The sequence below is a fragment of the Paraburkholderia sp. RL18-101-BIB-B genome, from assembly GCF_046026985.1.
Taxonomy (GTDB): domain Bacteria; phylum Pseudomonadota; class Gammaproteobacteria; order Burkholderiales; family Burkholderiaceae; genus Paraburkholderia.
Window position 1 is genome coordinate 172,534 of sequence record NZ_JARESV010000003.1, and the last position, 24,932, is coordinate 197,465.

At 61.9% G+C, this 24,932-nt stretch carries 21 protein-coding genes; 12 read left to right on the forward strand and 9 right to left on the reverse strand.

Translation table 11 applies throughout. The features are described 5' to 3' along the window. Positions 1 to 18 precede the first annotated feature (18 nt). Entirely contained in the window at positions 19 to 681 is a 663-nt protein-coding gene (locus P0D73_RS06615; RefSeq protein WP_408430448.1) for a response regulator transcription factor, read from the reverse strand. A gap of 256 nt (positions 682 to 937) precedes the next feature. Here P0D73_RS06615 and hpaC point away from each other — a divergent pair, with 256 nt between their 5' ends. Then, on the forward strand, positions 938 to 1,477 hold the full coding sequence (gene hpaC / locus P0D73_RS06620; protein WP_408311077.1) for a 4-hydroxyphenylacetate 3-monooxygenase, reductase component: 540 nt from the start codon (positions 938 to 940) through the stop codon (positions 1,475 to 1,477). A 25-nt stretch (positions 1,478 to 1,502) separates the two neighbouring features. Here hpaC and P0D73_RS06625 read toward each other — a convergent pair whose 3' ends face one another. From P0D73_RS06625 to P0D73_RS06655, 7 genes are all read right to left on the reverse strand, one after another. Beyond that, positions 1,503 to 1,775, reverse strand: coding sequence for a helix-turn-helix domain-containing protein (locus P0D73_RS06625; protein WP_408176575.1), 273 nt, complete (start codon positions 1,773 to 1,775; stop codon positions 1,503 to 1,505). Positions 1,776 to 2,142: 367 nt separating this feature from the next. Next, positions 2,143 to 3,237 carry a type VI secretion system protein TssA gene (locus tag P0D73_RS06630; RefSeq protein ID WP_408430450.1) on the reverse strand — a complete coding sequence of 365 codons (1,095 nt, stop codon included), beginning with the start codon at positions 3,235 to 3,237 and terminating at the stop codon, positions 2,143 to 2,145. Next, a complete protein-coding gene (gene tssG / locus P0D73_RS06635) occupies positions 3,227 to 4,324 on the reverse strand; it encodes a type VI secretion system baseplate subunit TssG (RefSeq protein WP_408311065.1) in 1,098 nt (365 codons plus the stop codon). Before tssG ends, P0D73_RS06630 begins: the two co-directional genes overlap by 11 nt. Then, on the reverse strand, positions 4,324 to 6,213 hold the full coding sequence (gene tssF / locus P0D73_RS06640; RefSeq protein ID WP_408430452.1) for a type VI secretion system baseplate subunit TssF: 1,890 nt from the start codon (positions 6,211 to 6,213) through the stop codon (positions 4,324 to 4,326). Before tssF ends, tssG begins: the two co-directional genes overlap by 1 nt. Before the next feature lie 52 nt (positions 6,214 to 6,265). Beyond that, positions 6,266 to 6,811, reverse strand: a complete 546-nt coding sequence (gene tssE / locus P0D73_RS06645; RefSeq protein ID WP_408176905.1) for a type VI secretion system baseplate subunit TssE — start codon at positions 6,809 to 6,811, stop codon at positions 6,266 to 6,268. A gap of 16 nt (positions 6,812 to 6,827) precedes the next feature. Continuing rightward, positions 6,828 to 7,700, reverse strand: a complete 873-nt coding sequence (locus P0D73_RS06650; RefSeq protein WP_408430455.1) for a type VI secretion system accessory protein TagJ — start codon at positions 7,698 to 7,700, stop codon at positions 6,828 to 6,830. After that, positions 7,697 to 8,356, reverse strand: coding sequence for a TagK domain-containing protein (locus tag P0D73_RS06655; RefSeq protein ID WP_408430458.1), 660 nt, complete (start codon positions 8,354 to 8,356; stop codon positions 7,697 to 7,699). The genes P0D73_RS06650 and P0D73_RS06655 overlap by 4 nt, the downstream gene beginning before the upstream one ends. Before the next feature lie 564 nt (positions 8,357 to 8,920). On the opposite strand from P0D73_RS06655, the gene tssH reads away from it, so the two are divergent. From tssH to icmH, 11 genes are all read left to right on the forward strand, one after another. Next, positions 8,921 to 11,668: a type VI secretion system ATPase TssH gene (tssH, locus tag P0D73_RS06660; protein ID WP_408430461.1), complete on the forward strand. Its 2,748-nt coding sequence runs from the start codon at positions 8,921 to 8,923 to the stop codon at positions 11,666 to 11,668. Positions 11,669 to 11,706: 38 nt separating this feature from the next. After that, on the forward strand, positions 11,707 to 12,255 hold the full coding sequence (gene tssB / locus P0D73_RS06665) for a type VI secretion system contractile sheath small subunit (protein WP_408282063.1): 549 nt from the start codon (positions 11,707 to 11,709) through the stop codon (positions 12,253 to 12,255). Between the two features lie 33 nt (positions 12,256 to 12,288). Further along, a complete protein-coding gene (gene tssC, locus P0D73_RS06670; RefSeq protein WP_132374336.1) occupies positions 12,289 to 13,782 on the forward strand; it encodes a type VI secretion system contractile sheath large subunit in 1,494 nt (497 codons plus the stop codon). A gap of 132 nt (positions 13,783 to 13,914) precedes the next feature. Continuing rightward, on the forward strand, positions 13,915 to 14,316 hold the full coding sequence (locus P0D73_RS06675) for a hypothetical protein (RefSeq protein WP_408176564.1): 402 nt from the start codon (positions 13,915 to 13,917) through the stop codon (positions 14,314 to 14,316). Next, the gene (locus P0D73_RS06680; protein WP_408430464.1) at positions 14,316 to 14,801 is read left to right on the forward strand and encodes a DUF3828 domain-containing protein; all 486 of its coding nucleotides are present in this window, start codon (positions 14,316 to 14,318) and stop codon (positions 14,799 to 14,801) included. Before P0D73_RS06675 ends, P0D73_RS06680 begins: the two co-directional genes overlap by 1 nt. Before the next feature lie 46 nt (positions 14,802 to 14,847). After that, on the forward strand, positions 14,848 to 15,330 hold the full coding sequence (locus P0D73_RS06685) for an Hcp family type VI secretion system effector (RefSeq protein ID WP_132374334.1): 483 nt from the start codon (positions 14,848 to 14,850) through the stop codon (positions 15,328 to 15,330). A 100-nt stretch (positions 15,331 to 15,430) separates the two neighbouring features. After that, positions 15,431 to 15,931 (forward strand): type VI secretion system lipoprotein TssJ, encoded by a 501-nt coding sequence (gene tssJ, locus P0D73_RS06690; protein WP_132374333.1) that lies wholly within the window; start codon positions 15,431 to 15,433, stop codon positions 15,929 to 15,931. Between the two features lie 12 nt (positions 15,932 to 15,943). Further along, positions 15,944 to 17,290 carry a type VI secretion system baseplate subunit TssK gene (tssK, locus tag P0D73_RS06695; protein WP_408176562.1) on the forward strand — a complete coding sequence of 449 codons (1,347 nt, stop codon included), beginning with the start codon at positions 15,944 to 15,946 and terminating at the stop codon, positions 17,288 to 17,290. 87 nt (positions 17,291 to 17,377) lie between these two features. Beyond that, positions 17,378 to 18,712, forward strand: coding sequence for a type VI secretion system protein TssL, long form (gene tssL, locus P0D73_RS06700; RefSeq protein WP_408430466.1), 1,335 nt, complete (start codon positions 17,378 to 17,380; stop codon positions 18,710 to 18,712). 32 nt (positions 18,713 to 18,744) lie between these two features. Beyond that, positions 18,745 to 22,803, forward strand: coding sequence for a type VI secretion system membrane subunit TssM (gene tssM / locus P0D73_RS06705; RefSeq protein ID WP_408430469.1), 4,059 nt, complete (start codon positions 18,745 to 18,747; stop codon positions 22,801 to 22,803). Positions 22,804 to 22,876: 73 nt separating this feature from the next. Further along, a complete protein-coding gene (icmH, locus tag P0D73_RS06710; RefSeq protein WP_408430824.1) occupies positions 22,877 to 24,082 on the forward strand; it encodes a type IVB secretion system protein IcmH/DotU in 1,206 nt (401 codons plus the stop codon). On the opposite strand, the gene hypB is transcribed toward icmH, so the two are convergent. Continuing rightward, positions 24,066 to 24,776: a hydrogenase nickel incorporation protein HypB gene (hypB, locus tag P0D73_RS06715; RefSeq protein ID WP_408282044.1), complete on the reverse strand. Its 711-nt coding sequence runs from the start codon at positions 24,774 to 24,776 to the stop codon at positions 24,066 to 24,068. The two genes, icmH and hypB, sit on opposite strands and share 17 nt — an antisense overlap. Positions 24,777 to 24,932: the final 156 nt, after the last annotated feature.

Here is a 24,932-nt window from a genome sequence, read left to right on the forward strand (position 1 = left end):
ACACCAACGCGGCATGCTTCAACGCTGCATGCCGCCTGTGTCCGCATCCTGATCCCACACCGCCATCACCTCGCGCACCAGCATCGCGATCGAGGCCGCGCCGAGTTTGTCCTTGATGCTCGAGCGATGCACGTCGACGGTCTTCACGCTGATCGACAGATCGCTGGCAATGCGCTTGCTGCCCTTGCCGTCGATCACGCCGCGCAGTACCTCTTTTTCACGCGCGGTCAGCGACTCGATCCGCTTGCGCAACTCGCGCTGCTTCTGGGCGGCCACGTGACGTTGAGCGGCGAGCTTCAGCGCGCTTTGCACGCGGTCGAGCATCTGCTGCGAGTTATACGGTTTCTCGACGAAATCGATCGCGCCGTTTTGCAACGCGCGCACCGACATCGGAATATCGCCGTGGCCGCTGACGAAAATGATCGGCAACGTGGCGCCGCGACGATTCAATTCCGCTTGCACGTCGAAGCCGCTTTGCTCGGGCATACGCACGTCGAGCACGAGACAGGCGGGCACGTCCGGATCGAACGCGCCGAGAAACTCGCCGGCATTCGGAAAACCCGCCGACTTCACGCCAACCGATTCGAGCAGCCACGCAAGCGACGTGCGCATGCCGCTGTCGTCGTCGACGATGTACACGATCGGTGCGAGGGGTGTGGCGGACTGCGAAGGCTGGGGCATGGTGGTAGTTTTAGATGCGAATCGAAGCGTATTACTGGTCCATCATAACCAGCGGAAAAAGCGCTGCAAAGCGATAGTTACCCTGAAATGCCGCTTTGTTTTGCCTACCAGCCCAACATTCGGCGATGCATTGGGGAAAGCTTTAGACGGACTGGGAAACACGGCTGCCCGGCTACCGCTCGCGCGGATTTTATTTTCCGCGGGGATTGCTTACGCTTGAATCCAATCACACGAGATCAGCCTAGGAACCCGAACGATGACGCCGACCCAACACGCGACTCCCGACGCCGAAGCTCACATGGACGCGAAACAGCAATTCCGTCAAGCCATGGCGCACCTCAGCGCCGCCGTCAACGTGATCACGACAGCGGGCCCGCATGGACGATGCGGCGTCACCGCGAGCGCCGTGTGCTCGGTCACCGATACGCCGCCTACGTTGCTCGTCTGCCTGAACCGGTCGAGCGCCATGCACGCGACCTTCCAAAGCAACCGGCATGTTTGCATCAACGTGCTGCCAGGCGAGCACGAACTGCTCGCGCGCCACTTCGCGGGCATGACCCAGGTGCCGATGGAAGAACGCTTTGGCTGGCCCATCTGGGACGAAGGCACGCACGGCGTGCCGGTCTTGCGCGACGCGCTGGCGAGTCTGCAAGGCGAGATCGTCGACCTGAAGGAAGTCGGCTCGCACTCGGTGATGTTCGTGAAGACCACACGCATTAGCGTACGAAGCGATGGCGATGGCTTGATCTACTTCGACCGCAACTTCCATCGCATCAAACGTGCGGCATCGCATTGATGCATGATCGCGGCACGTGGACTGCTCATGCGACGTCCGCGCGATCGGTGTCGGATTGAAAAAGCGGCGCTGACGCGACGGCTTCGACGAAACAGTCGAGTTGCGCGCCGCGCGCGCTGCGTGTCACGAGCGGCACGCCCAATTCCTGCTCGATCTTGCGAATCGCCTTGGTCAACGCGGGCTGGGACAGGCACACCGTCTTGGCCGCGGCGCGGATGCTGCCGTGCTGGGCAATGGCCACTAAAGCGCGCAACTGGTTGTATTCCACGGGCGTTTTCGCGATTCGGATTGAGGCCATACGGGGCACGCAGCAACTCGAACAGACCCCGCGCCGTCGACACCGGGTTGTGAGCATTCACAACCCCCGCCGATTCCTGCGCCGTGATCCAGAGCAGGTCACTGAATTCGGTCGGTGAAATGCCTTCGAGCTCTATCGCTTTGCGCAACGCGTCTCGCGACGCGATCGGCACGATCAACGGGTCTCTTGCCACCCAACCCTGCTTGCCGTGCTTAACCTGACGATGGACATGCGCATGCTTGTTCATAAACGATCTACATTCCAAAGATGCTGGAAGCGACGGTTGCGCATGGATCGGGTTCGCTTTTGCCGTCACTGATCGGGCTGATGCAAGGCATCTTTCGGTTGTGTTTCTCACCAGCGCACGTCATGTTTCGTTGTCCCATTGCACGAGCAACTCGGCCGGAATCGCCAGGACCACCTCCGCATAGCGTTTGCCGACGAATCGTTCCGCGCGCCGCAGCAGCACTGGAATGGGACTGCTCGGCTCATGCTGCTCGAACCACTGACGAGCTGCCCGGACCAGTTCGAGCGCGGCTTGACGATCCGCCGGTGTCACGTCCAAGCGGCGATTGACGGCGGCAGCGACAGGCGATGCTGTTCTCTCTTCGTTCGCGGGTAACGAATCGCCCGACGCGGCATTCGTGACTTCGTCCATAGCCTGCGCGTCGGCCGCGACGATCGCCGGGTGAGCGCTGTCCGATCGCACTTCCCCGGTGCTCAGTTGTCGCAGCAACCGGGTAAGCGCTGACAAGTCCGCGGCGTAGAGACTCAGGTGCTCGCGGCTCCACGCGTCAATCGCGGCGACGCTCGCCAGCGCGTCATTGAATCCCGCCAGGGCCGCTGGTTGTTGCACGCGTAGATCATCGAGTTGCCGCGTCACCGACTCGGGCGCAAGCGCATCGCTCGGACGCGGTTGGGCAAAGGCGCGTTCAACGTCGCGCACCTGCAGGCGTGTCGCTGTCGACTTCGTCAGCGCGATCTCGCGCACGTCCGATAGCAGACCGTCTGTATCGGCCAACGTCTGCAAGGCATTCATGCGAATTTCCAGCGCGGCATCACGGTCTGTGTCGACGCCCGGTTGCGGGTGAATCCCGTCGGGAAACGCAGCCAGCCATGCAGCGAGCAATCCGGTGCCTTCGGCAAGACCTGCGGCACCCGCAAGGCGCGTACGGCACCGCGTAAAGAGGACCGCGAGGCGCATGTCCTTGCTGCGCATCATCAGGCGCCGGCAGTCGCGATCGACATCGCTCCAGTTGACCGGGTCCGGAGAACCCACGAAGTCGCCATACTGTGCCTCAATCCTTGTGGCCACTTTCGCCGAAAGCACCACGAATTCCGGATCGTATTCGAGGTCGGCCCCGCAAGGAGCGCTGTCATCCACCGGCATCATCCAGTCGTGGAGCGCTGGCCCTTTGGCCGGCGCGGCTTTCTGGGGCGCCTGTTTTCTGTTATTGCTCATCGTCTACCTTCATCACCCGCGCGGCTGCGCCACATCCACGGCATCGCTTGAATTCCTTTACATAGCGTTCCGGCTCGAAACGCATACCGGTAATCCGCTCTTCAGACGCTGAACGTCCCAGCCACCCGGACCATCCGAGCTGCTGCGGACCGCCCATGACAGCAGGCGGCGCACTCTGCGGCCGGATGCGCAGTTCCAGTTCCCAGTTGAACTCATTGCCGACGAACGTCCTGACCCATTCAATCAGTCGCGGCAAATCCGCACCCTGCGGGGTAAAGCGCAGGTATTCGTCGAGGTCGACCGGACCGACGACAATGCGGAATTTGTGCTGGCGATCAGGAATCTGTTCACCGAGCGTCGCGCCGTCGCACATTGTCGACGGCGAGCCAGGCCAGCCGAGACGGCTGTGTTCGCTCGGATCCACGTCGAACCAGTGAAATGCAAATTCCTCGATGGCGACTGGCACGCCGAAGTAGTGCGCAAGCGTGGCGCGCAGGCCATCCGGATTACGCGCCTCGCGCACCAGATGCGGCGCGGCCGACAGCCGAGCATGCGCAGGCAGCGGCCCGTGATCGATCTCGCGGACATCCTGGCCGGTAAGGCTCGCAACGTAGAACGAGAATCGCTCGTTGCCGGGTCGATCGAGTCCCGCCGCGGCCTGGGCGGACGCCCATGCGCGGTACAGCAGCGTCAGATAGCGGTGGTGGAAGATGTCGAGGAAATTGACCAACGTGGTATCGCGTCGGCTCTGCTCACGTTCGCGCGCAATCTCCGTTACGTGGATCGGCAGCGGCCCGTTCGGCCCGAGCATCCCCAGACTGAAGAGGCGCACTTTCAGTCTTCCGTTCGCCTGCCCGACGCTCGCAATTTCGCGCGGGGCGAAGGTCAGGCTCGGCTGCTGCCCGAGACGAAACGGTTCCGCCTGCGGGCGTTGCGCCGTGCCGACCGGATCGATTCGCGGATCGGCGCCGATGCGACGCAGCAGCATCAGGAAGCCGTAGCGCCACGGCTCGGCCCGCAGGCGTTCGATCAACTCCGGCGAAAGCGCTGCATCGCGCACGATCGCCTTAAGCAGGGCCCGGTCCATCAGACGATCCCACGCGTGCCCATGCGCGCGGGCCAGTTCGCCACGCGGCCGCGCTGCATCGAATGCAGTTCGGTCTGCGTGAAGCTGTTGACCGACACGTGTCGCGTCAGATAGTGCTCGAGAATCAGGCCGAACAGATAGGGGCTGGTGCCCGAGAAGCCGGTTTCGTCGACGGTCAGCGCGCACTCGATGCCACGTCCGAACACCAGCGGGCCACCACCAGGAAGTTTCCTCGCCACCGGCCGTGTCTTCACGCCGACGAGGCTTTCGACCTGACGTCGGTGCTCGGTGTCGTCGGCTGCCAGGAACAGTCGCAACAGGTCACGCAAGCCCTGCCCGCCCTCGCGGTGATCGAGATCGTCAAGGGGCAAATAGTTGAAGTTCAGTTGACGGATCAGCCGCCAGGCCATCTCGCGCTCCGCGTAGGGCGCTCTCGGCACACTGGGGGCGCGAATCAAGCCGGTGCTCGCCACCGCATCGGCGTCGGCTACCGCAAGATCGTTGACGCCGTCACGCGGCACAAGGTTTGGCAGATCGCGGTTGGTAACCCACGCATCGACCGACAGGTAGCGGATTTCCTCGCTGTAGGGTGCCTCGTGCTGATCGACCAGCGACACAAACATCTCCGTGCCGATATACGGTGTTCGTGTACCGTAGCGGCGCGCCGAGTCCGAAATCAGCCGGCGCTCGCGGCGCGTCGAGAAATACCGTCCGTAATTTCCTTCGTCGTTGTTCAACGTTTGAAATAGCGGCCGGAATTCGCGCTCGGCGGACGTCGTCGTGACCTGCCCGGACAGCTTTTCAACGGCAAACACCTCATAGTCGAGTGGATGAAGCCGCGCCGGCACGATGCGGAACTCGGTGTCGCCTTCCGACAGTTCGATCTGGTCGGTGTGCTTACGGAACAGGTTGATGACCGGCGTGCAGAACAGCGCAAAGCGCGACGCGTCGACGAGGCTCGCGAGCCGGTCGGGCGACTGGTCGAGTAGCAGGACAATTTCCGCTTCTGGGCCGTTGACGCGGCGCAGGCCCTCCTTGAGACCGGTTAGCGTAAAGAAATAGAAGCGACTCGGGCACGCGAAGTATTCGTGCAACAGGTTGTGTCCGTGAAATTTCGACCACGTGAGTGGCAGCAGGCCCTCGTCGTGCCCCAGCCCCTCGTGAACCACCGCGTCGGAGCTCACCACGGACAGCGGCCGGCCGGCTGTGCCGAACTGACCCGGCACGCCGGTTATCGTTGCAATGCCCGCCGCGTGGATCAGTTCGAACAGGTGTGAAGCAACCTGTTCGTCACCCGCCAGGTACACAGGCAATCTGTCCAGCCCTCGCAGATCGGCCATGGATGCTGCATTAGTCGTACGCAACTTCAGGCGCAGCGCGCCGCGTACCTGCACGTTCGGCGGCACGTAGCGGCCGAGCGAGGCAATGTCGGGCGGAATGCCGGTCAACCTTGCGTCGACAATCTCCAGCGGATAGAGCATCACGTCCTGGCTGCTGCGGAACTGACAGGGCGTCTGCTCTCCATCGGGTACGCGCGACTTGAAGGCGGTGCCGCGTGCAACGCGGAAGCCTTCGGCAAGATTGCCTTCGACGGGGCTCGGGTACAGGCGCGCGACGGCCATCGAAGGCGTGGGAGCAACGTAGTTCGGGTAGATGACTTCGAGCAGCCGCCCGGTGAAACGCGGAAACTCGGCATCCAGCTTGATCTGCATGCGTGCCGCCATGAAGCAGAACGACTCGATCAGACGTTCGACATACGGGTCCGCCACCTCACCCGCCTGCATGCCGAGCCGCCGCGCAATCTTGGGATGAGCCTGCGCGAACTCGCCGGCGAGCTCGCGCATGTAGATCAATTCCTGGTTGTAGTAGTCGAGCAGTCGCGGATCCATCGGTGTTTTCTCGTTGTTCTTTAAGCTTCTCTTGCGCAACGGAGGGCTGTGCTCAGCCCGCGCGCATGCCGGTGACGTTCAACTGACTCGTTTCCAGATCGAGCGAACTCTGCACCATGAATTCGAGCGGATAAGGATCCATGCGGATCATGCAGCGGATCTCGAATGCCAGCACGTTGTAGTGAACGTCGGCATCGACTCCCGCGAGCGGCGCAATGCTGAGCGAATCGGAGATCAGCCGCGGCTCGAACTCGCTAATCGCGGTCCGGATGATTTTCTCGATGTCTTCCCACTTGCGCGTTGCCGTGAACGCGCCCGCCAGCGGCGGCACGCCGAAATTCACGGTCGACGAAGCCGCGTGCGGATGCCGCTTGCGATCGATCAGGTCCTCGATGCTGGTCGTGTTGAGCAGGAACGCCAGGTCGCGCTGCACGATGTCGCGCATCTGTGCACGGGTCACCGCGTATTCATTGGGCGCTTCTGTCTGCCTCTGCGGGGCATCGTCACGCAGGCGGTCGAGCAAGGTCGGCAGCAGGTGCGCATTCGCACGCCGAGGCGTGGTGCCGCCATCACGAACCGACCGCGCGTCGCCGCGCATTGGCTTCGACGCCGGCTTAAGCCTGTTCATTTGAGCCGCCCTGCTGATTCGATCCGCGCTTGCTCGCGCCGTTACTGAATTCGCAACCAGCAAGCTCGAAGAGACTCAAGTCGCCGGCACTGGTTGTCCACGTTTTCCGGCCATGGGCGATCACGCCGGTCGCCCCCGATTCCCGCCACACCGTCTTGCGTCCTAGTCGGATGGCATCGCGCTCACCGCTGTCCCCCTGCACATCTTCCGCGCCAGGGTAACGCGCCGGCGCGAAGCCGCAAACCGTGGTGCCGTCGAGCAGCGTCCACGTGCACGGTGCCCAGACGAGATCAAGGAGCGTGGCGGGACGCTCGACCTTCCACGCGGCAAGATCTGAAAACGGCAACCACCGGTAGCGTCCTGCCATCACCACTTCGCAGACTGGTCCGAAGCGCGAATCGCTGTCGCCGATCCAGTCGAACGCGAAATGCGGCGCTTGACCCGCGACGAGCGGCGCGCGATCGAGCGCCGCATAGCGCGCCTGATCGGCGGCGTCGATCTGACCGGCAGCGCTCAGACGCAACGCCTCGATGAGCCCCTCGACCCATGACGGCGCGTGGAAGACGAACCCGGGACGCTCGCGACCCGCGATGACTTTCGCGCGCCAGAGCTCGGCGCGAATCAGATCGCGATACACCTGAACGGCCTGAGTCTGCTCGGGGCAAAGTTGCGCGAACACCTGGAGCTGACCGATTGCGCGCTCCCAATGACCGGTCACGCATAACAACTGGAACAGCGCCCAGCGAAATTCGGCTGCTGCGGGGCGCGTGCGAATCTGCATTTCAGCAGCCGCGATGCGCTCATCGAGCGGCATGCCGTGATCGGTCGTCGGGTTGATGCGGGATAGCTGCGCGGTCATCGAGCGTCATCGTGTGTCAATGAATGGGAGGCCGGCAATGGGCTGTCAAGACCCAACGTATGGTGCTCGCGCCGCGCAAGCGCAGGTGGCAACGCGCGGGCGCGCCGCGCTGCCGCGGCGAGGTATTCCTCCGGCGCAAAAAGACCCAGGATTTCCGGGACCGGATCCGGTGCCGCCAGGTCAGCTTCATGAGCCGCCGCCAGCGGGCCGAAGACGTCTTCCATGAAGCGCGCGCCGGACAGGAGTGCCTCTATCGACCCGCTGTGCGGCGCCTGAGCAACCACCGATGACTCATAGTGCAAAGCCGGGTGCAGTCCCGCCGATAACGCCGGCTGTGCTCCCCACCCTTCGGTAAGCGATGCCTGCGGATCAACAAGCACGCGACGATACTGCTCATGCAGCGTCTCGATCAGATCGTCGGCGCCATTACCTGCCTCGTCTCGTTCGCGCCGCGATTCGCCATTTTCAGAGGCCAGGGCGCCGCCGATCAGTCCGAATATGGCGCTACTGCCACGCAAGTCTTCGTCGATGCGGTCCTCGGCATCGTCTTCACAGGCACGTAGTGGATCGTCGACGGCCTCGCGTGCGAGGCGCATGTCTTCCCGCAGTCCGCATTCCGTTTCGGCCGCGCCCGGTTCAATGCGCGTCGGCGCCATGGCGTCGCGCCTGATAAGCCTGTTTATCCACATGCGATTCCCGTGCCTTTCCTCAATGGCGAGAGATCGCATTTTAACCACAACTCGCGGGCATTAGTCCATTACCCATCGAATAAAATTTTACTCCGATAGCCGATCTTATTTTTGAGACAAACACCATTCGCCGAAAAACCTTGATCGACGTTAGACAGCCCCCAACCTCACAACACTCACCAACATTTAAATGCAATATAGAGATATATTTTTATGCCATAAAAACAAAGACATGCAGACAAAACACCAATGACAACATATCCACCACGAAGAACTTTCCGAACATTGAATAGAAATTTCCCAATCTAGATAAGTTGCAAGTTTTATAGGCAATAGTCAATTGACGAATCATCCAAGCCATGTGTTTAATACAGTCAAGACGATTTGCTTATTCCAAAGAATATCGGGAAATTCGGAATACAACCTTGATTCGACCAGACTAAATTGAATAGTCGTTAGGCTGATTAGAAATTACGTTGTCCGGCAATAGTCGAAAGCACAAAACCAAGAACAACGATTCAGAGAAACCACATGGCGATTTCGCGTCAGGCGCTTTTCGGCAAGCTTGGAACCACGCTGTACAGAAGCATCGAGTCCGCCACGGCCTTCTGCAAGCTGCGCGGCAATCCGTATATCGAGCTTGTGCATTGGCTCCATCAACTGCTGCAGCAGCCTGATTCGGACCTGCATCGGATCGCGCGGCACTGTGGCATCGATCACGCAACGCTAGATCGCGATCTGGCGCGTGCGCTGGCCGCACTGCCCGCGGGTGCCAGTTCGATCAGTGACTTCTCGCATTACGTCGAATTGGCAATCGAACGCGCGTGGGTGCTTGCAACACTTAGTTTCGACGACCGAAGTATCCGTAGCGCGTGGCTCGTCGCCGCACTCGTACAGACGCCTGAACTGCGGCGTGTGCTGCTGTCCATCTCACCGGCGTTCGGCAAGATACCTGTCGAAGGTCTTGACGACGCTGTTCTTGCGTACATCGACGGGTCGCCCGAAGCCGCTGACGCACCTTACGACAACAGCGATTTCTCGCCAGCGGTGCCCGGTGAAGCCTCGCAGGCCCTTTCCGCGGTATCAAAGGGCTCGCCGCTCGAACAGTTCTGCACGGACCTGACAGCGCGCGCACACAACGGTGAAATAGACCCGGTCGTCGGGCGCGAGCTGGAAATTCGCACCATGATCGACGTGCTGCTGCGCCGCAGGCAAAACAATCCCTTGCTGACCGGCGAGGCGGGCGTCGGCAAGACCGCTGTTGTCGAGGGGTTGGCGTGCGCCATCGCCGCGGGCGACGTGCCGCCCAAGCTGGTGGGCGTGCGCTTGCTGAATCTCGACGTGGGCGCACTGCTCGCAGGCGCAAGCATGAAGGGGGAATTCGAAGCGCGTCTGCGAGGCGTGCTGGAGGCGGCGCTGAAATCAACGGTCCCCGTGATCCTGTTCGTCGACGAAATCCACACGCTGATCGGTGCGGGCGGCCAGGCCGGCACCGGCGACGCCGCCAATCTGCTCAAGCCCGCGCTCGCGCGCGGCGCGATTCGCACGATCGGCGCGACGACCTGGGCGGAGTACAAACGGCACATTGAAAAGGATCCCGCGCTCACGCGGCGTTTCCAGGTTCTGCAAGTGCCGGAGCCGGAAGAACTGGCGGCGATCGACATGGTGCGCGGACTTGCGGAAACGTTCTCGCGGCATCACGGCGTGGTCGTGCGTGACCAGGCGATCCGCGCGGCCGTGACCCTGTCGCATCGGTATATCCCTTCCCGTCAGTTGCCGGACAAGGCAATCAGTCTCCTCGACACCGCCTGCGCGCGTGTCGCACTTTCCCAGCATGCGCCCCCGCGAGAGCTGCAGGACGTGCGTCAACGCGTGCGGGCAGCGCGCGTCGAAAGCGAGTTGCTCGCCACGGAATCGCGTATCGGCCTCGATGCCGGCCGCGCCTTGGAGGCGGCCCAGAGTCGCATCGATGAACTCGTCGCCGCCGAGCAAAGCATCGAAGCGCGCTGGCAAGCACAGCTCCTCGCGGCGCAGGCCTTGCTCGCCGCCCGTCATGCGCTCGGTGCCGATGCTGGTGCATCGCAACCAGACAGAAGCATGGATACGCGCAGACCGCTTCATCCGCTCAAGGAACTGGAACGCGCGCTCACCGAATTGCAGGGCGATGGGCCGCTGGTGTTTCCGGAGGTGAGCGAAGCGATCGTCGCGGAGGTTGTGTCGGATTGGACAGGCATCCCGGTCGGCCGCATGCTCACCGACGAAGTGGCCGCCGTGCAGTCGCTGCCGGCCACGCTCGAGGCGCGTGTGATCGGCCAGCGCGATGCACTGCATCAGATCGGCGAGCGGGTGCAAACCGCACGCGCCGGCCTAACGGATCCGAAGAAGCCGCTGGGCGTATTCCTGCTCGCGGGGCCGTCCGGCGTGGGCAAAACCGAGACGGCGCTCGCACTGGCAGAGGCGCTCTACGGCGGCGAGCAGAACCTGATCACCGTCAATATGAGCGAGTATCAGGAGGCTCATACCGTTTCCGGACTGAAAGGCGCTCCGCCCGGATATGTCGGTTACGGCGAGGGAGGTGTGCTCACTGAGGCCGTTCGGCGTCGCCCCTATTCGGTGGTTTTGCTCGACGAAATCGAGAAGGCCCACCGCGACGTGCACGAAATGTTCTTCCAGGTCTTCGACAAAGGCTACATGGAAGATGGTGACGGCCGCTACATCGATTTCCGCAACACGACGATTCTGCTCACCAGCAACGCCGGATCGGAACTGACGACAAGCCTGTGTGCCGACGCACCGCTCTCGCCGGACGCCGACGGGCTGCGCGAAGCCCTCACACACGAGTTGCTCAAGGCATTTCCCGCGGCATTCCTCGGCCGCGTCACCGTGGTGCCGTACCGGCCGCTTGCCGATGAATCGCTTGCGCGCATCGTGCGCTTGCATCTGGACCGCGTGGTCATGCGCATGGCCCGCGCCCACGATATTGCGCTTGCCTACAACCAGCAAGTGGTCGACTACATCGTCGGCAGATGTCTTGTCGAGGAAACCGGGGCTCGTGTGCTAATCGGCTTCATCGAACAACACGTGCTGCCTCGCCTGTCCGCGTTGTGGCTCGACGCATTTTCGTCGAAATGGCCCATCACGCGCATTGAAATCGACGTCGTCGACGCGAGCGCACCACCCATCGTGGCGCTCACTTTCCAATGCACGTATGCGCATGCCCCGGTCGAGCCATCAGCAGCCGCAATGTCACCTTCCCTTTCCGTCGAGCAGGTTGACTAAACGCTGCCGACTCATCACCACCGTCCACGGAGACCTCAATGTCTGTTCCCAGTAGTTCGCAGAAATTCATCGCGCGCAATCGGGCGCCACGTGTGCAGATCGAGTACGACGTCGAAGTCTATGGCTCCGAGAAGAAAGTCGAACTGCCGTTTGTCATGGGCGTGCTTTCGGACCTCTCCGGCAAGCCCGTCGAACCGCTGCCGCCGGTTGCCGACCGCAGTTTCCTCGATATCGATATCGACAACTTCGATGAACGGATGAAGGCGATCAAGCCGCGCGTCGCATTCGCGGTGCCGAACACGCTGTCAGGCGAGGGGCAGTTGATGGTCGATATGACCTTCGAGAGCATTGAGGACTTCTCGCCGGCGGCCGTCGCCCGCAAGGTCGATTCCCTGCGGCAACTGCTCGAAGCCCGCACGCAACTCGCGAACCTGCAAACGTACATGGACGGCAAGTCCGGCGCGGAATCGCTCGTCAACAGGCTGCTGCAGGATCCGGCGCTGCTGAAATCGCTTGCGGCCACACCGAAACCCCAGCTTTCGAACGCCGCAGCCGACGTGGCGGATGCCGCGGACGCGCCCCGCTGATCGACGGGACAGAACAGATTCAGAGGACAAAACATGGCAAAACAACCAATGCACGCGGCCACCGCGGAAGTACACACGCAGTCCGACTTTACCCAACTGCTCAACCAGGAATTCAGGCCGAAAACCGAACAGGCCCGCGAGGCCGTCGAGCACGCCGTGCAGACGCTCGCCGAACAGGCGCTGCTGCAATCGGCCACGATCAGCGACGACGCCTACAAGAGCATCGAGGCGATCATCGCTCAAATCGATCACAAGCTTTCCGAGCAGATCAACCTGATTCTGCATCATGACGACTTCCAGAAACTGGAGTCCGCCTGGCGCGGCGTACACCATCTGGTTTCGAACACGGAAACCGACGAGCGTCTGAAGATCCGTTTCATGGACGTGTCGAAAGACGAATTGCGCCGCACGATGAAACGCTATAAAGGCATCGCCTGGGATCAGAGCCCGCTCTTCAAGCAGATCTATGAAGAGGAGTACGGCCAGCTTGGTGGCGAGCCTTACGGCTGCCTAGTGGCCGACTACTATTTCGACCATACGCCGCCTGACGTCGATCTGCTCGGCTCGATCGCAAAAGTCGCCGCGGCGGCGCACACGCCGTTCATCTCCGGCGCGTCGCCCTCGGTGCTGCAGATGGAATCGTGGCAAGAACTCGCCAATCCTCGCGACCTGACCAAGATCTTCACTCAGAATCTCGAGTACGCGCCGTGGAACTCGCTGCGCAATAGCGAAGACGCGCGCTATGTCGGTCTCGCGATGCCCCGTTTCCTCGCCCGCCTGCCCTATGGCGCGAAGACCAATCCCGTTGACGAATTCGACTTCGAAGAAGACACCAACGGCTCCGACCACCGCCGTTACGCGTGGGCCAATGCGGCCTATGCGATGGGTGTGAACATCAATCGTTCGTTCAAGCTGTATGGCTGGTGCTCGCTGATCCGCGGCGTCGAATCCGGCGGTACGGTCGACAATCTGCCGTGTCATTCATTCCCCACCGATGACGGCGGCGTCGACATGAAGTGCCCAACCGAGATCGCCATCTCGGACCGGCGCGAAGCCGAGTTGTCGAAAAACGGTTTCATCCCGCTGATCCACCGCAAGAATACCGATCACGCCACTTTCATCGGCGCGCAGTCATTGCAGAAGCCGGCCGAATACCACGACGCTGACGCCACCGCGAATGCGAATCTGTCCGCGCGCCTGCCGTATCTGTTCGCCTGCTCGCGCTTCGCGCATTACCTCAAGTGCATCGTGCGCGACAAGATCGGCGCGTTCAAGGAGCGCGAGGAAATGCAGCGCTGGCTGAACGAGTGGGTCATGCACTACGTCGACGCGGATCCCGCCAACTCGTCTCAGGAAACCAAGGCGCGACGTCCGCTTGCCGCGGCTGAAGTCGTCGTGGAAGAGGTGGAAGGCAATCCCGGCTACTACCAGGCGAAGTTCTTCCTCCGCCCGCACTTCCAGCTCGAAGGCCTGACGGTGTCCTTGCGTCTCGTCGCGAAACTGCCGTCCATCAAGGAAGCGGCTTAATCGATACGTTCGCGAGTAGGTCCCCCTGAATGCACGGCATGTCTGCTGTCCGAAACCAGCCGTGCGTCCAGGCACGGACCAGCTCGCCGTTCGTGATTCTTTACCGTTTTCGATCCGATTCAAGGCGTTGATATGGCCGATGAAAATTACGATGTCGATGCAGCCGTAGCGCATCTCAATGCTCACGCACATGCGGACTCCCTTAGCCGATGCGCGTCCTACGTCAGGCAAGCGATTGCGGCCGGCGGAATCGTCATTTCTCAAGGACCGGCGGTCGAGTTGGCGAAGAACTACGGCCCCGTTCTGCGCGCGCACGGTTTTGTCGAGGTGTCGGCAAGTGACCTCATTACGCCGCGCAAGGGGGATGTTGCCGTCATTCAGTCTTACCCAGGCGGCAATATCGCCGGCCATATCACCATGTACAACGGTCAGCGGTGGGTTTCCGATTTCCGCCAGAACGACATGTGGAGCGGGCCCGGCTATCGCCAGAACAAGCCCGCGTACAAAGTGTACCGGTGGCAGGGAGAACAGTGATGCGATTGCGAGCCTGCGTATTGGCGGTGATCGCATGGGCTGTTCTGAGCATGCAGCCGGCACTTGCACAAAGCGCCGCGTCAGCGCAGCGGTTTCTGCAAACCGTCTACAGCGCCTACACGTTCAACGGCGATCCTCCCGGCATTGAGGCGGCGGGCTCTCACGCCATTGCCTCGCCATCGCTCCTGCACTTGATCAGGAAAGATCAGCGGGCATTGAAGGGCGAGGCCGGCTATCTGGACATGGATCCGATTTGCCGTTGTCAGGACTTCGACATGAAGACGACCGGCATTGAAGTCACGGTGGCGAAGCGCCAAAAAGCAAAGGCCGTCGTTTCATTTACGAACTTCAGGAAACCGAACAGGGTGGAGCTCGATTTGGTGTGGGTTCGTGGCAAATGGCTTATCGACGATATCAGGGGCAGTGATGATCGGCGCAGCCTCCGTGACGCACTACAGGCAGAGATTGCTGATTTGGTCAGGTAGTTGTTGTGAAACCAGGTTGTAGATGTTTAACACCAAGGAGCTTTAGATGGCACAAGACATTTTTCTCAAGATTAACGGCATTGATGGCGAGTCGCCGGACTCGTCGCACAAGAACGAGATCGAGGTGAGGAGCTGGGGCTGGCGCGTATCGCAGCAAGCGAACATGCACGCTGGTTCGGGTGGCGGCGCCGGCAAGGCCACCGTCGAGGACCTCGAGTTCGAACACCTCGTGGACCGGGCGAGCCCGAACCTGATGAAGTACTGCCTGACCGGCAAGCACGTCGACCAGGCTGTGCTGGTTGTCCGCAAAGCCGGTGGCAACCCGCTCGAATATCTGAAGATCACGATGAGTGACGTGATCGTGACTCAGGTTCATCCGTCCGGCAGCAACTCCGACGAAGGCATTCACGAACACGTTCGGCTTTCGTTTGCCAAGGTCAAGCAGGAATACGTCGTACAGAACGCGCAAGGCGGTAGCGGCGGCGCCGTGACGGCCGCCTTCGACATCAAGGGCAATAAGGAGGCTTAAGCCGTCCTGCCAACAGTCGCCCGGGCAGGTCCTGGCCCGCCTGGGCCTTTCCGGTTTGCTTCCCGCGGCGTTTCTATCGCGCCTCATTTTGCGTTGCCTAATGCGCCTCTTCATCAACGTTATTGCTCTCGCTTTTGCATGCGCGCTGACCGCGTGCGTCAGCAGCGATCCCAAAATGGCGAAGGAACCCGTCAAGCTCGAACTGTCGGTCGTGGCATCCGCCGGCGTCAATCCCGACGATCAGAAGCGCGCGGCGCCGATTGTCGTACGGATCTATGAATTGAAAACCGACGGCGTGTTCAATTCCGCCGACTTTTTTTCATTACAGGACAAAGACAAGACCGCTCTCGCGGACGATCTCGTCACCCGCCAGCAATTCCAGCTGCGGCCTGGCGAGAGCAAATCCATCAAGACCAGGGCCGATCCCGCAACCACCAGCGTCGGAATCCTGGCGGCCTACCGGGATCTACCCAACTCGGTATGGCGCGCGGTCTATCCGCTGCCGGCGGCGCCGGATGCGGCGTGGTACCGCGCCTCGCCCAAACTCAAACTGACCATCAATCTTGAACCCAACGCAATCAAGATTACCGAGACCAAATAGTGGAATGAACGCATGAGCTGGCACAACAAGGTCGTCTGGAGCGAGGGGCTCTTTCTGCGCCCGCAGCTTTTTCAGCAACAGGAACGGTATCTCGAACACTATGCGCACAAGCGCGCAGCAACGCTCTCGCCGTTCTTCTTCGGCTTCAGTCATTACAGCCTCGATACCGAAGCGCTGGCGCTAGGCAAGGTGATCGTGAAATCGGCCAGCGGCGTGTTCGCCGACGGCACGCCATTCGATACGCCCGGCAGCACTCCCCCGCCTGCGCCGCTCACCATCCGCGCGGAACACCTGGATCAGTTGATCTATCTCGCCGTGCCTGTCCGTGTGCCGAACGGCGAAGAGACGACTTTCGACAACGCCGCTGACTCGCTCGCCCGCAACGTCGTATTCGATACCGACCTGCGCGACACCAATTCGATCGGACAAGGGCCGAAGACCGTGCAATTGTCGAATCTGCGCCTGCGACTCGTGCCGGAAAAGGAATTGACCGATGCATGGATCGGACTTGCGCTGACACGCGTCAAGACGATTCACGCGGATAGCAGCATCGTTCTGGACGACACATTGATTCCGCCGGTGGCCGGCTTCGGGGCGAGCGACCTGCTCACGAGCTGGCTCGCGAAGATTCACGAACTCACGCGCCTGCGCGCAACCGCCCTCGCTACACGGCTGACCGGCGGCGACGGCAAGGCCGGCACGACCGCCGAAGTGTCCGACTATCTGCTGTTGCAGACGCTCAACCGTTACGAGCCTCTGCTCCAGCATCTGCGCCGGGTACCGACCACGTCGCCGGCCGATCTGTACGCGCTGCTGCTGAGCATGGCAGGAGAACTGTCGACCTACGTGCGTCCCGAAAGCCGCCGCCCGCTCGACTCCCATCCGGCCTACCAGCACACCACACCACATCTTTGCCTGAAGCCCGTGGTGGATGACACGCACCTGTTACTCAACGCGGTGCTGGTGCGCAGCGCACAAAGCATCGCGCTGAAAGAACAGGGACATGGGATGCGCAACGCGGTGGTCGATCCAGTCGACATGCGCGGCTTCACGGCAGTCGTGCTCGCAGTGCACGCCGCGATGCCGCCGGATCTGCTCCAGCAACAGTTCGCCGCCCAGGCGAAAGCCGGTCCCTCTGAACGGTTGCCGGACCTGGTGCGAGGACATCTGCCGGGCATCGCGCTGCAGGCGTTGCCGGTGCCGCCGCGACAGATCCCGTTCAACGCGGGCTTCGTGTACTACGAACTCTCGCGTAGCGGCCCATTGTGGGAAGAAGTCGCGCGGCACGGCGGCCTCGCCCTGCATGTCGCCGGTGATTTCCCGTCGCTGAAGCTCGAACTGTGGGGCGTGCGCGGCTAGCACACATCAGCCGATATCGGGCAGCGGGAGGTGCTCGTGCCTGAGATCAGAAGGCGCGACGAAATTCCAGAGAAAAAAGGTAAACCAGTGAATTCAGACGTAGCGAACCGTTCGGGCGAGCGTGACCGGTGGCCAGGCGATCAAGACGGCATTCAGAGCACCGTCCCGCGTTCCGCACCAGGAGGACAGTCTTCCCGGAGCGCGGGCGCGGCAGCGTCCGGAGCGTCTCTTCATCGAGATGTGCCGCAGGGGGAATCGACTGCGGAGCGCCTTGCCGCCATCAGAGCGGCCCGCAATCCGCTGCTCGAGGCGGCTCGCCCTCTATTGCGGGCGCTGGCGGACTTGCCCGATCAGTTGGAAAAGGACGGAATAGATCAGTTGCGAGTCTTGCTGGAGCAAGAAGTGCGGATCTTCCAGAAGCTCTGCGATCAGATCAGTATCCGGCGCGATCACATGCTCGGCGCACGCTATTGCCTGTGCACGGCACTCGACGAAGCCGCGATGCAAACGGTATGGGGAAAAGGCGGTGAAACCGGCGTCGAATGGAATACCAACGGTCTTGCCACGCTTTTCCACGAGGATCGCCAGGGCGGCACCAAAGTCTATCTGTTGGTCGGGCGGCTGATGAGCGAGTCGCAGGAGCATCTCGACCTGCTCGAACTCATTTACCGGATTCTTAGCCTCGGCTTCGAAGGTCGCTACCGCTACGAGGCGGATGGCCGACGCAAACACGAAACCGTGCGTCAGCGGATCTACAACGAGATCATGTCGCAGCGCGGGAGCCTGGCCGTCGCACTATCACCTCACTGGCAATCGGATGTGACGGGCAAGCGCGTGTCGTTCTTCGACTTCCCGGTATGGATCACGCTTGCCGTTCTATCAGTCATCCTGATCGGTCTGTTCGGCTATTTCAAATACGAACTGTTGAACCGGAGTGCCGAGGTGCAAAAACAGATCGCCGACATCGGGCGCATGACGCCCCCGCCTGCCCCGCCCGCACTTCATCTCAAGGAACTGCTGAAGAACGAGATTGCCGCGGGCACCGTGAGCGTCGACGAAGACGCGCATCACAGTTCAGTGACGTTCCACGGTGATTCGATGTTCCCGCCGGGCGCCGCGGCGGTGAAGACGTCGATGACGCCATTGGTCACGAAGATCGCGGGCGAAATCGTGAAGGTACCGGGCAAGGTAACGGTGCTGGGTTACACCGATAACCTGCCGATAAAGAGCCGCCAGTTCGCGTCGAACGAAGCCTTGTCCGAGGAGCGCGCCACCCAGATCATGCAGATGCTTCAGACCGCGGGCGTGCCGGCGGCCCGGCTCGAAGCAGTAGGAAAGGGTGACGCCGATCCGATAGGCGATAACGCAACCGTCCAGGGCCGCGCACAGAATCGCCGCGTCGAAATCACGGTCGCGCAATAACGGACCAACCAGGACACTCGGGAAATTCAAGCATGAAGAAGTTGTCGTTTCTGGTATCGCGCCAGTTTCTTGCCTTTGTCGCGCTGCTGGTTGTCGCGCTGGTGGTCTGGTTTGTCGGTCCTCTTGTTGCGTTCGGTGGGCTGAAGCCGCTCGCAACCGTCGGGATGCGTGTGCTGGTGATCGGACTGATGCTGGGCGGCGTGCTGCTGTGGCTAGCCGGCTGGTCCACCAGCATGATGTTCGTGGCGCTACTGTGCCTGCTCATCTGGTATGCGTCGCCGCTCCTCGCGTTCGGGCATGAACAGCCGTTTGTGCCCGGGTCGGCACGCGTGATCGCCATTGCAGTCGTGCTGGCGATTTTCGCCGTGTACTGGACTTTGCGGCTCTGGCAGAGAATGCGCACCGACGCGCAATTCCTCAAGAGCCTGCTCGACTTCGGTGGCGCAAAAGAGGCATCGCCGGCTGCGGCGCAACTGGAGAAAGTGCAGGCGATCGTATCGGGCGCGTTGGCGCGGCTGAAGGCAATGCGCACCGGAGCACGCGGCATCGGACGCCTGTTTCAGGGCAAGCGCTACCTGTACGAACTGCCGTGGTACATCACGCTCGGCTCGCAGGGTTCGGGGAAAACGGCAGCCTTGCTCAATGCCGGCCTGTCGTTTCCGGTCGCGGGCCAGATGCAGCGTACCGTCGGCGCCCTTGCCGGCACCGAGTCCGTCGACTGGTGGCTGACCAACGACGCGGTGCTGATCGATACCGCGGGCCACTACACCCGTCACGGCACCTCGCAACACAGCAGGCTGTTGTCGACGGTCGCTACGGTTGGAAGGAAATCTGCCGACAAGACGGATGCCACGTCAAAGAGCGAAAGCGCGCACGACAAGGACAAATCGGTCGTGGCTCTCCCGGTGCAGCCCGCTGCCGCTACGGCTTCCGCCACGGTCCATCCCGCCTCCGGTCCGTTGCACGAGAAAATGGATGCGGCCGAGTGGTTCGGCTTTCTGGCGATGCTGCGCAAGCACCGGCCTCGCGCACCGATCAACGGCGCACTACTGACGCTGGATCTGGCCGTGCTGACGAGTCTCGACGACAGCGCGCGCATGGCCGAAGCGGCTGCGTTGCGCGGACGTCTCGCGGAGTTGCGCCAAGCGCTCGGCATCCGTTTTCCGGTCTATCTGGTCGTGACCAAAATGGACCGGCTGACCGGCTTCAACGAATACTTTGCTTCCTTGCCAGCGGAGGGACGCGCCCAGTCCTGGGGTTTTACGCTTCCCTACGGCAAGGAGACCATTGCGGCGGAAGGAGTTCGGACTCGCTGCAACGAGGAGCTCGGCTTGCTGGCAAATCGTCTGGCCGACGGCGTCAACACGCGCTTGCAGGACGAGTTCGATGCCACCCGACGCCGGCAGCTTGTCGCGCTATCTGAAGAGTTCGCCGCTCTGTCCCGACCGCTCGGCGAGCTGGTCGAGCGCGTCTTCCTCGACTCGCGTTACGACGATACGCAACTTCACGCCACTCTGCGCGGCGTCTATTTCACCAGCGCGATCCAGGCAGGCGGCGCACTTGTCGCCGAGCGGCGGACTATCGCGCAGCGGCTATCGGCGTCGCTCGATCGGGTACTGGGCACACGCGCGTCGAGACCGGCCGGCAACCAGAGCTACTTCCTGCACGATCTGCTCACGAAAGTCGTGTTCGCCGAGGCGCAGTTGGTGCGACCCAATCTGCGCTGGGAATTCCGTTTCCGTCTCCTGCGGCTCATCGGCCATGCCCTCGCTGTGCTGCTGTTCGCATGGCTGGCCATCGGCCTGCGCCTCAGCTTCGGCAACAACAGCGACTATCTCTCCATCATCAGCCGCAAGACCCAGGCGCTGGCCGCGAAGGTCGCGCAACTGTACAAGGAGCCGAAACCCGATGCGATCCCCGATACGCTCACCGAGGCACGCTACCTGCCGACCTTCCCGAGGCTCGACCTGTCGGACCCGGATAGCGCATTTCGTTTCGGCCTTTACACCGCGCCTGACGTCGTCACTGAGAGCCGTCGCACCTACGACGTGCTCGAGGACAACCTGCTGCTGCCGCAGATCGTCAAGCGTGTGGAGGACGTCATCTCGCAGGCGGTGGCCAACAAGGATTCGAAGGCGGCCTACGACGCGCTGCGCGTCTACCTGATGCTCTACGACAAGGCGAAATTCAACGCCGACGACGTGAAGGCCTGGGTGCTCAACGACTGGGCGAACACGGATAGCGCAACGGCTTTCGGCGGCCGGGCCTCGATGATCGACCACGTCCAGCAGCTCTTTTCAGGAAGCCGCGTGGTCCAGTCACCGTTGATCCGCAACGATTCACTGGTCCGGCAGGCCCGCTCGTTTCTCGACGGCAGCAATGCAACCGGGCGTCTGTACGAACGGGCCAAGACGGCGATGCAAAAGGAAGCGCCCGACGAATTCACGTTGATCCGCTCGGTCGGGCCGCAAGCCGGACTCGTCTTCACGCGGGCGAGCGGCGCGCCGCTGTCGCGTGGCGTGCCTGGACTGTTCACCTTCGACGGATACCGGCATCTATTCGACAAGCGCCTGCCTGAGTTCGTGGAGGCCGCGCGCGACGACGATGCGTGGGTGATGGGTCGCTCCTATCTCGGCGAGGCTCAAAAAAAAACATCTGAATTCGTAGGCGCCGTGACCGGCGCCGACGACCCGCTGACGGACGCCATCCGCCGGCAGTATCTGACGGAATACGCACAACAGTGGGACGCGTTTCTCGGTGACATCCGTACAGTGAACGGTACCAGTCTGCAGTTCAATCTGCAGGTGCTGCGCAGCTTTGCGGCGCCTGATTCACCGCTTGCCCGGCTGGCGCGCGCAGCGGCGCGCGAGACCACGCTGACGCAACCCGTCGCGGCAGCGGACGGCTCTCTCCTGCAAAAGGCGGCTGACCAGCTAAGCCAGAAGGCGGACAAGACGCTCGGGATACGGGCTTCGGAAATCATCGAACGCGAGCTGGTCGATAGCCACTTCGCCGCGCTGCGCGAGGTCGTCACGGGCAACGCGGACGGACAGGCCGCACCGCAAGCGGCCACTGCACAGGCCGGCAAGACCGGTCTCGACGGTGTCGCGAGCTTGTTGAACGACTACTACACATCGCTGACTGTCGCCGACAACGCCATCGCCAACAGCAGCATGCCGCCGGCAAGCGACACGGCGTCCAAACTCAAGATGACCGCCAACACGATGCCGGCTCCGTTTCGCGCCGTACTGCTGGCGTTGGCGGGGGATGGCTCGCGCGAGGTGAATCAGGGCATTGGCCAATTGTTGTCGCGACAAATGCAGGCAGTGGTCGGCGACACTTGCCGGCTGACGATCGAGGGCAACTATCCGTTCGCAGCCGACAGCAAGCGCGATGTCCGTATCGATGACTTCACGCGCGTCTTCGCACAAGGTGGCGTCATTGACGATTTCTTCACGAAGACGCTCTCGGCATTCGTCGACACCTCGGCAAAACCCTGGCGCTACAAGACGTTGGCTGGCGCCACCGAACCCGTCCAGGGTCCGGACCTCGAACCCTTCCAGCATGCCAAGGCCATTCGCGACATCTTCTTTGCCGATCCGGATCAGAAGCAGTTGTCCTGGAAGGCGGATATCCGGATTCCTGAACTCGATCCGACGATCACCTCTCTGATGGTCGACATCGACGGCCAGACGACGCTCTATCAGCATGGGCCGGTTGCGTCGTTCCCGGTGACCTGGCCAGGACCTCGCGGCGGCGTGCACGCGGAGATGACGGCCGAGCCGCGCATCCGGCCGGAGAGTTCGACGATCACAGCGGACGGTCCGTGGGCGCTGATGCGGCTGGTCCAGAAAGGACAGGTCGTCGAGACCACGACACCCGGACGCATACGTGTCGCATTCGATTTCGACGGCCGGAAAGCCGTGCTCGATATCGCCGGTGTAAGCAGCGTCCCCAATCCCCTGACGAGCGATGTGCTGAAAACATTCCGATGCCCGAGCTCGATGCCGGTGTTCACCCTCACCGACAGCGGGCCGCCTGCGAGATTGCCGCCGGGCGCTCCGCCTGCGGCGCCGGGCGCGCCTCGTTGAACTCGCACGCGACATCCGGGGAATGCACATGACATCGACATCCGGTCCAGCCATTTTGCCCACGCAACCACGCATGCCCGCATCGCCGCCGATTCGCACGCGTGTCGAGGCGGCTGAGGCCGCGGCAAATCCGCTTCTCGAAGCAGCGCGCCTTTTGCTCGACGCACTGGCCGACACGCCCGTGGAACTCGACAGCCAGGCCGTCGAAATGCGTTACAGGTGGCTCTCGCATGAAGTCAGGGTATTCGACAAAGCCTGCGCCGAACTCCGTCTTCGCCCCGATCACGTTCAGAACGCGCGTTATTGCCTGTGTTCGGCGTTGGACGAAGCTGCCATGCAAACTGCCTGGGGCAAAGGCGTGTCGACTGGTGTGGAGTGGACGGCGCATAGCCTCGCCGTTGCGTTCGGCGGAGATCGCCAGGGCGGCGACCGGGTCTATGCGATCATCGAGCAGGCCATGCTTGATCCGCTCGAACATCGTGACCTGATTGAGGTGATCCAGAAGGTGCTGGACCTCGGCTTCAAGGGACGGTACCGGTTCGCGTCGAATGGGCAGGCCGAACTCGAAGCGGTTCGCAGGCAGCTTCACAACGCGGCCGCGACAACGAATCGATCAGCATCCGCGCGTCGTGCTCATACCGCAGTCGTTGCCTCCGCCGTCACTGCGTCGCTGCGCGACCACGTCGATCCGGAGGTCAGGCTTGTGGCGGCGGTGCCAAGACGCAAGGCGTATCTGCGGGTTGCGCTCGCTCTCATGCTTACCGCGCTGCTCGGTTTCGTCAGCTACGCCGGTTTCCACGCCGGAGTTGATGAGCCGCGACCGGCTCGACTCGCAAAGCCGGCTGACGTACTGGCGCGGAATCTGGCTGATCTTCTGAAGAACGAGATTGCTGCCGGCACGGTCAGCCTGATGGAAAATGCCCAGCAGGGAACCATTAAGCTTCGCTTTGACGACATGTTTCCGCCGGGCGAGACAAGTGTGAACGCCTGGGTTGCGCCGCTGATCGCCATCGTGGGAAGAGAAGTTGCCCGGATGCCGGTAACGGTGCGGGTCACAGGGTATGCGGACAGTTTGCCGGTCGCAAGGTCTTCGCTGGCGTCCAACCAGACGCTGTCCGAAGAGCGCGCGAAACAGGTCATGCAGATTTTGCTCGCAGCGGGTCTGCCGTCTGATCGTGTCATTGCAACAGGAAAAGGCGATGAGGAACCGATTGCAGCCAACGACACGCCTCACGGCCGGATGAAAAACCGGCGCGTCGAGATCACGGTGACGCAGTAGCAGCGCGGCTGCGCAGCCACCCATACCACGCTTCCATGCCCTCTCCGCTCTGCGCCGACACCTGAAGAATCTGCATTTGTGGATTGACGCGCTTCGCATACTCGATGCACCGCTCCACATCGAAGCGCAAATGCGGCAACAAGTCGATCTTGTTCAGCAACAACAAGGAACACGCCCGGAACATATGCGGATACTTGATCGGCTTGTCCTCGCCTTCGGTCACCGAAAGAATCAATACCTTGGCGGCTTCACCGAGATCGAAAAGCGCGGGACACACCAGATTGCCGACGTTTTCGATCATCACCACCGAATGCAGCGGCGGGTCGAGTTGCGTCAATGCTCTCGACGCCATCTCCGCGTCGAGATGGCACCCGGTGCCGGTGTTGATCTGCACCACGCGCGCACCGGTCGCGCGAATCCGCTCGGCGTCGTTGAGCGTGGCCTGGTCGCCTTCGATCACCGTCAGCGGGAACGCGTTACCCAGATCGCGAATCGTTCTTTCGAGCAATGTCGTCTTGCCGGCGCCCGGCGAGCTCATCAGGTTCAGCGCCAGGATCGAACGGCCGGCGAGCCAGCCGCGATTGCGTTCGGCCAGTAGCTGATTTTTCGCCAGGATGTCGCGTTCGAGGTTGATCGAGGTGCTGTGTTCGTGGTGATGTTCGTGATGGTGGTGGACATCTCCGTGATCGTGCACATGATCATCGTGATGGCTGTGCGAGTGTGAATGCGAATGCGCACTGACACCCACAAGATGACGCGGGATGACTCGCCGATAGGCAGGTCCGGCCGAGCCCGCACCTGCGGTTGTCGACTCAGACTGAGACCCCGCCTCCACCGCCTCATCCAGATC

Coding starts and splice junctions, on each gene's coding strand:
- P0D73_RS06615 (WP_408430448.1), bottom strand. CDS start 681: ATGCCCCAGCCTTCGCAGTCCGCCACACCCCTCGCACCGATCGTGTAC.
- hpaC (WP_408311077.1), top strand. CDS start 938: ATGACGCCGACCCAACACGCGACTCCCGACGCCGAAGCTCACATGGAC.
- P0D73_RS06625 (WP_408176575.1), bottom strand. CDS start 1,775: ATGGCCTCAATCCGAATCGCGAAAACGCCCGTGGAATACAACCAGTTG.
- P0D73_RS06630 (WP_408430450.1), bottom strand. CDS start 3,237: ATGAGCAATAACAGAAAACAGGCGCCCCAGAAAGCCGCGCCGGCCAAA.
- tssG (WP_408311065.1), bottom strand. CDS start 4,324: ATGGACCGGGCCCTGCTTAAGGCGATCGTGCGCGATGCAGCGCTTTCG.
- tssF (WP_408430452.1), bottom strand. CDS start 6,213: ATGGATCCGCGACTGCTCGACTACTACAACCAGGAATTGATCTACATG.
- tssE (WP_408176905.1), bottom strand. CDS start 6,811: ATGCGCGGCGACGCGCGGTCGGTTCGTGATGGCGGCACCACGCCTCGG.
- P0D73_RS06650 (WP_408430455.1), bottom strand. CDS start 7,700: ATGACCGCGCAGCTATCCCGCATCAACCCGACGACCGATCACGGCATG.
- P0D73_RS06655 (WP_408430458.1), bottom strand. CDS start 8,356: ATGGCGCCGACGCGCATTGAACCGGGCGCGGCCGAAACGGAATGCGGA.
- tssH (WP_408430461.1), top strand. CDS start 8,921: ATGGCGATTTCGCGTCAGGCGCTTTTCGGCAAGCTTGGAACCACGCTG.
- tssB (WP_408282063.1), top strand. CDS start 11,707: ATGTCTGTTCCCAGTAGTTCGCAGAAATTCATCGCGCGCAATCGGGCG.
- tssC (WP_132374336.1), top strand. CDS start 12,289: ATGGCAAAACAACCAATGCACGCGGCCACCGCGGAAGTACACACGCAG.
- P0D73_RS06675 (WP_408176564.1), top strand. CDS start 13,915: ATGGCCGATGAAAATTACGATGTCGATGCAGCCGTAGCGCATCTCAAT.
- P0D73_RS06680 (WP_408430464.1), top strand. CDS start 14,316: ATGCGATTGCGAGCCTGCGTATTGGCGGTGATCGCATGGGCTGTTCTG.
- P0D73_RS06685 (WP_132374334.1), top strand. CDS start 14,848: ATGGCACAAGACATTTTTCTCAAGATTAACGGCATTGATGGCGAGTCG.
- tssJ (WP_132374333.1), top strand. CDS start 15,431: ATGCGCCTCTTCATCAACGTTATTGCTCTCGCTTTTGCATGCGCGCTG.
- tssK (WP_408176562.1), top strand. CDS start 15,944: ATGAGCTGGCACAACAAGGTCGTCTGGAGCGAGGGGCTCTTTCTGCGC.
- tssM (WP_408430469.1), top strand. CDS start 18,745: ATGAAGAAGTTGTCGTTTCTGGTATCGCGCCAGTTTCTTGCCTTTGTC.
- icmH (WP_408430824.1), top strand. CDS start 22,877: ATGCCCGCATCGCCGCCGATTCGCACGCGTGTCGAGGCGGCTGAGGCC.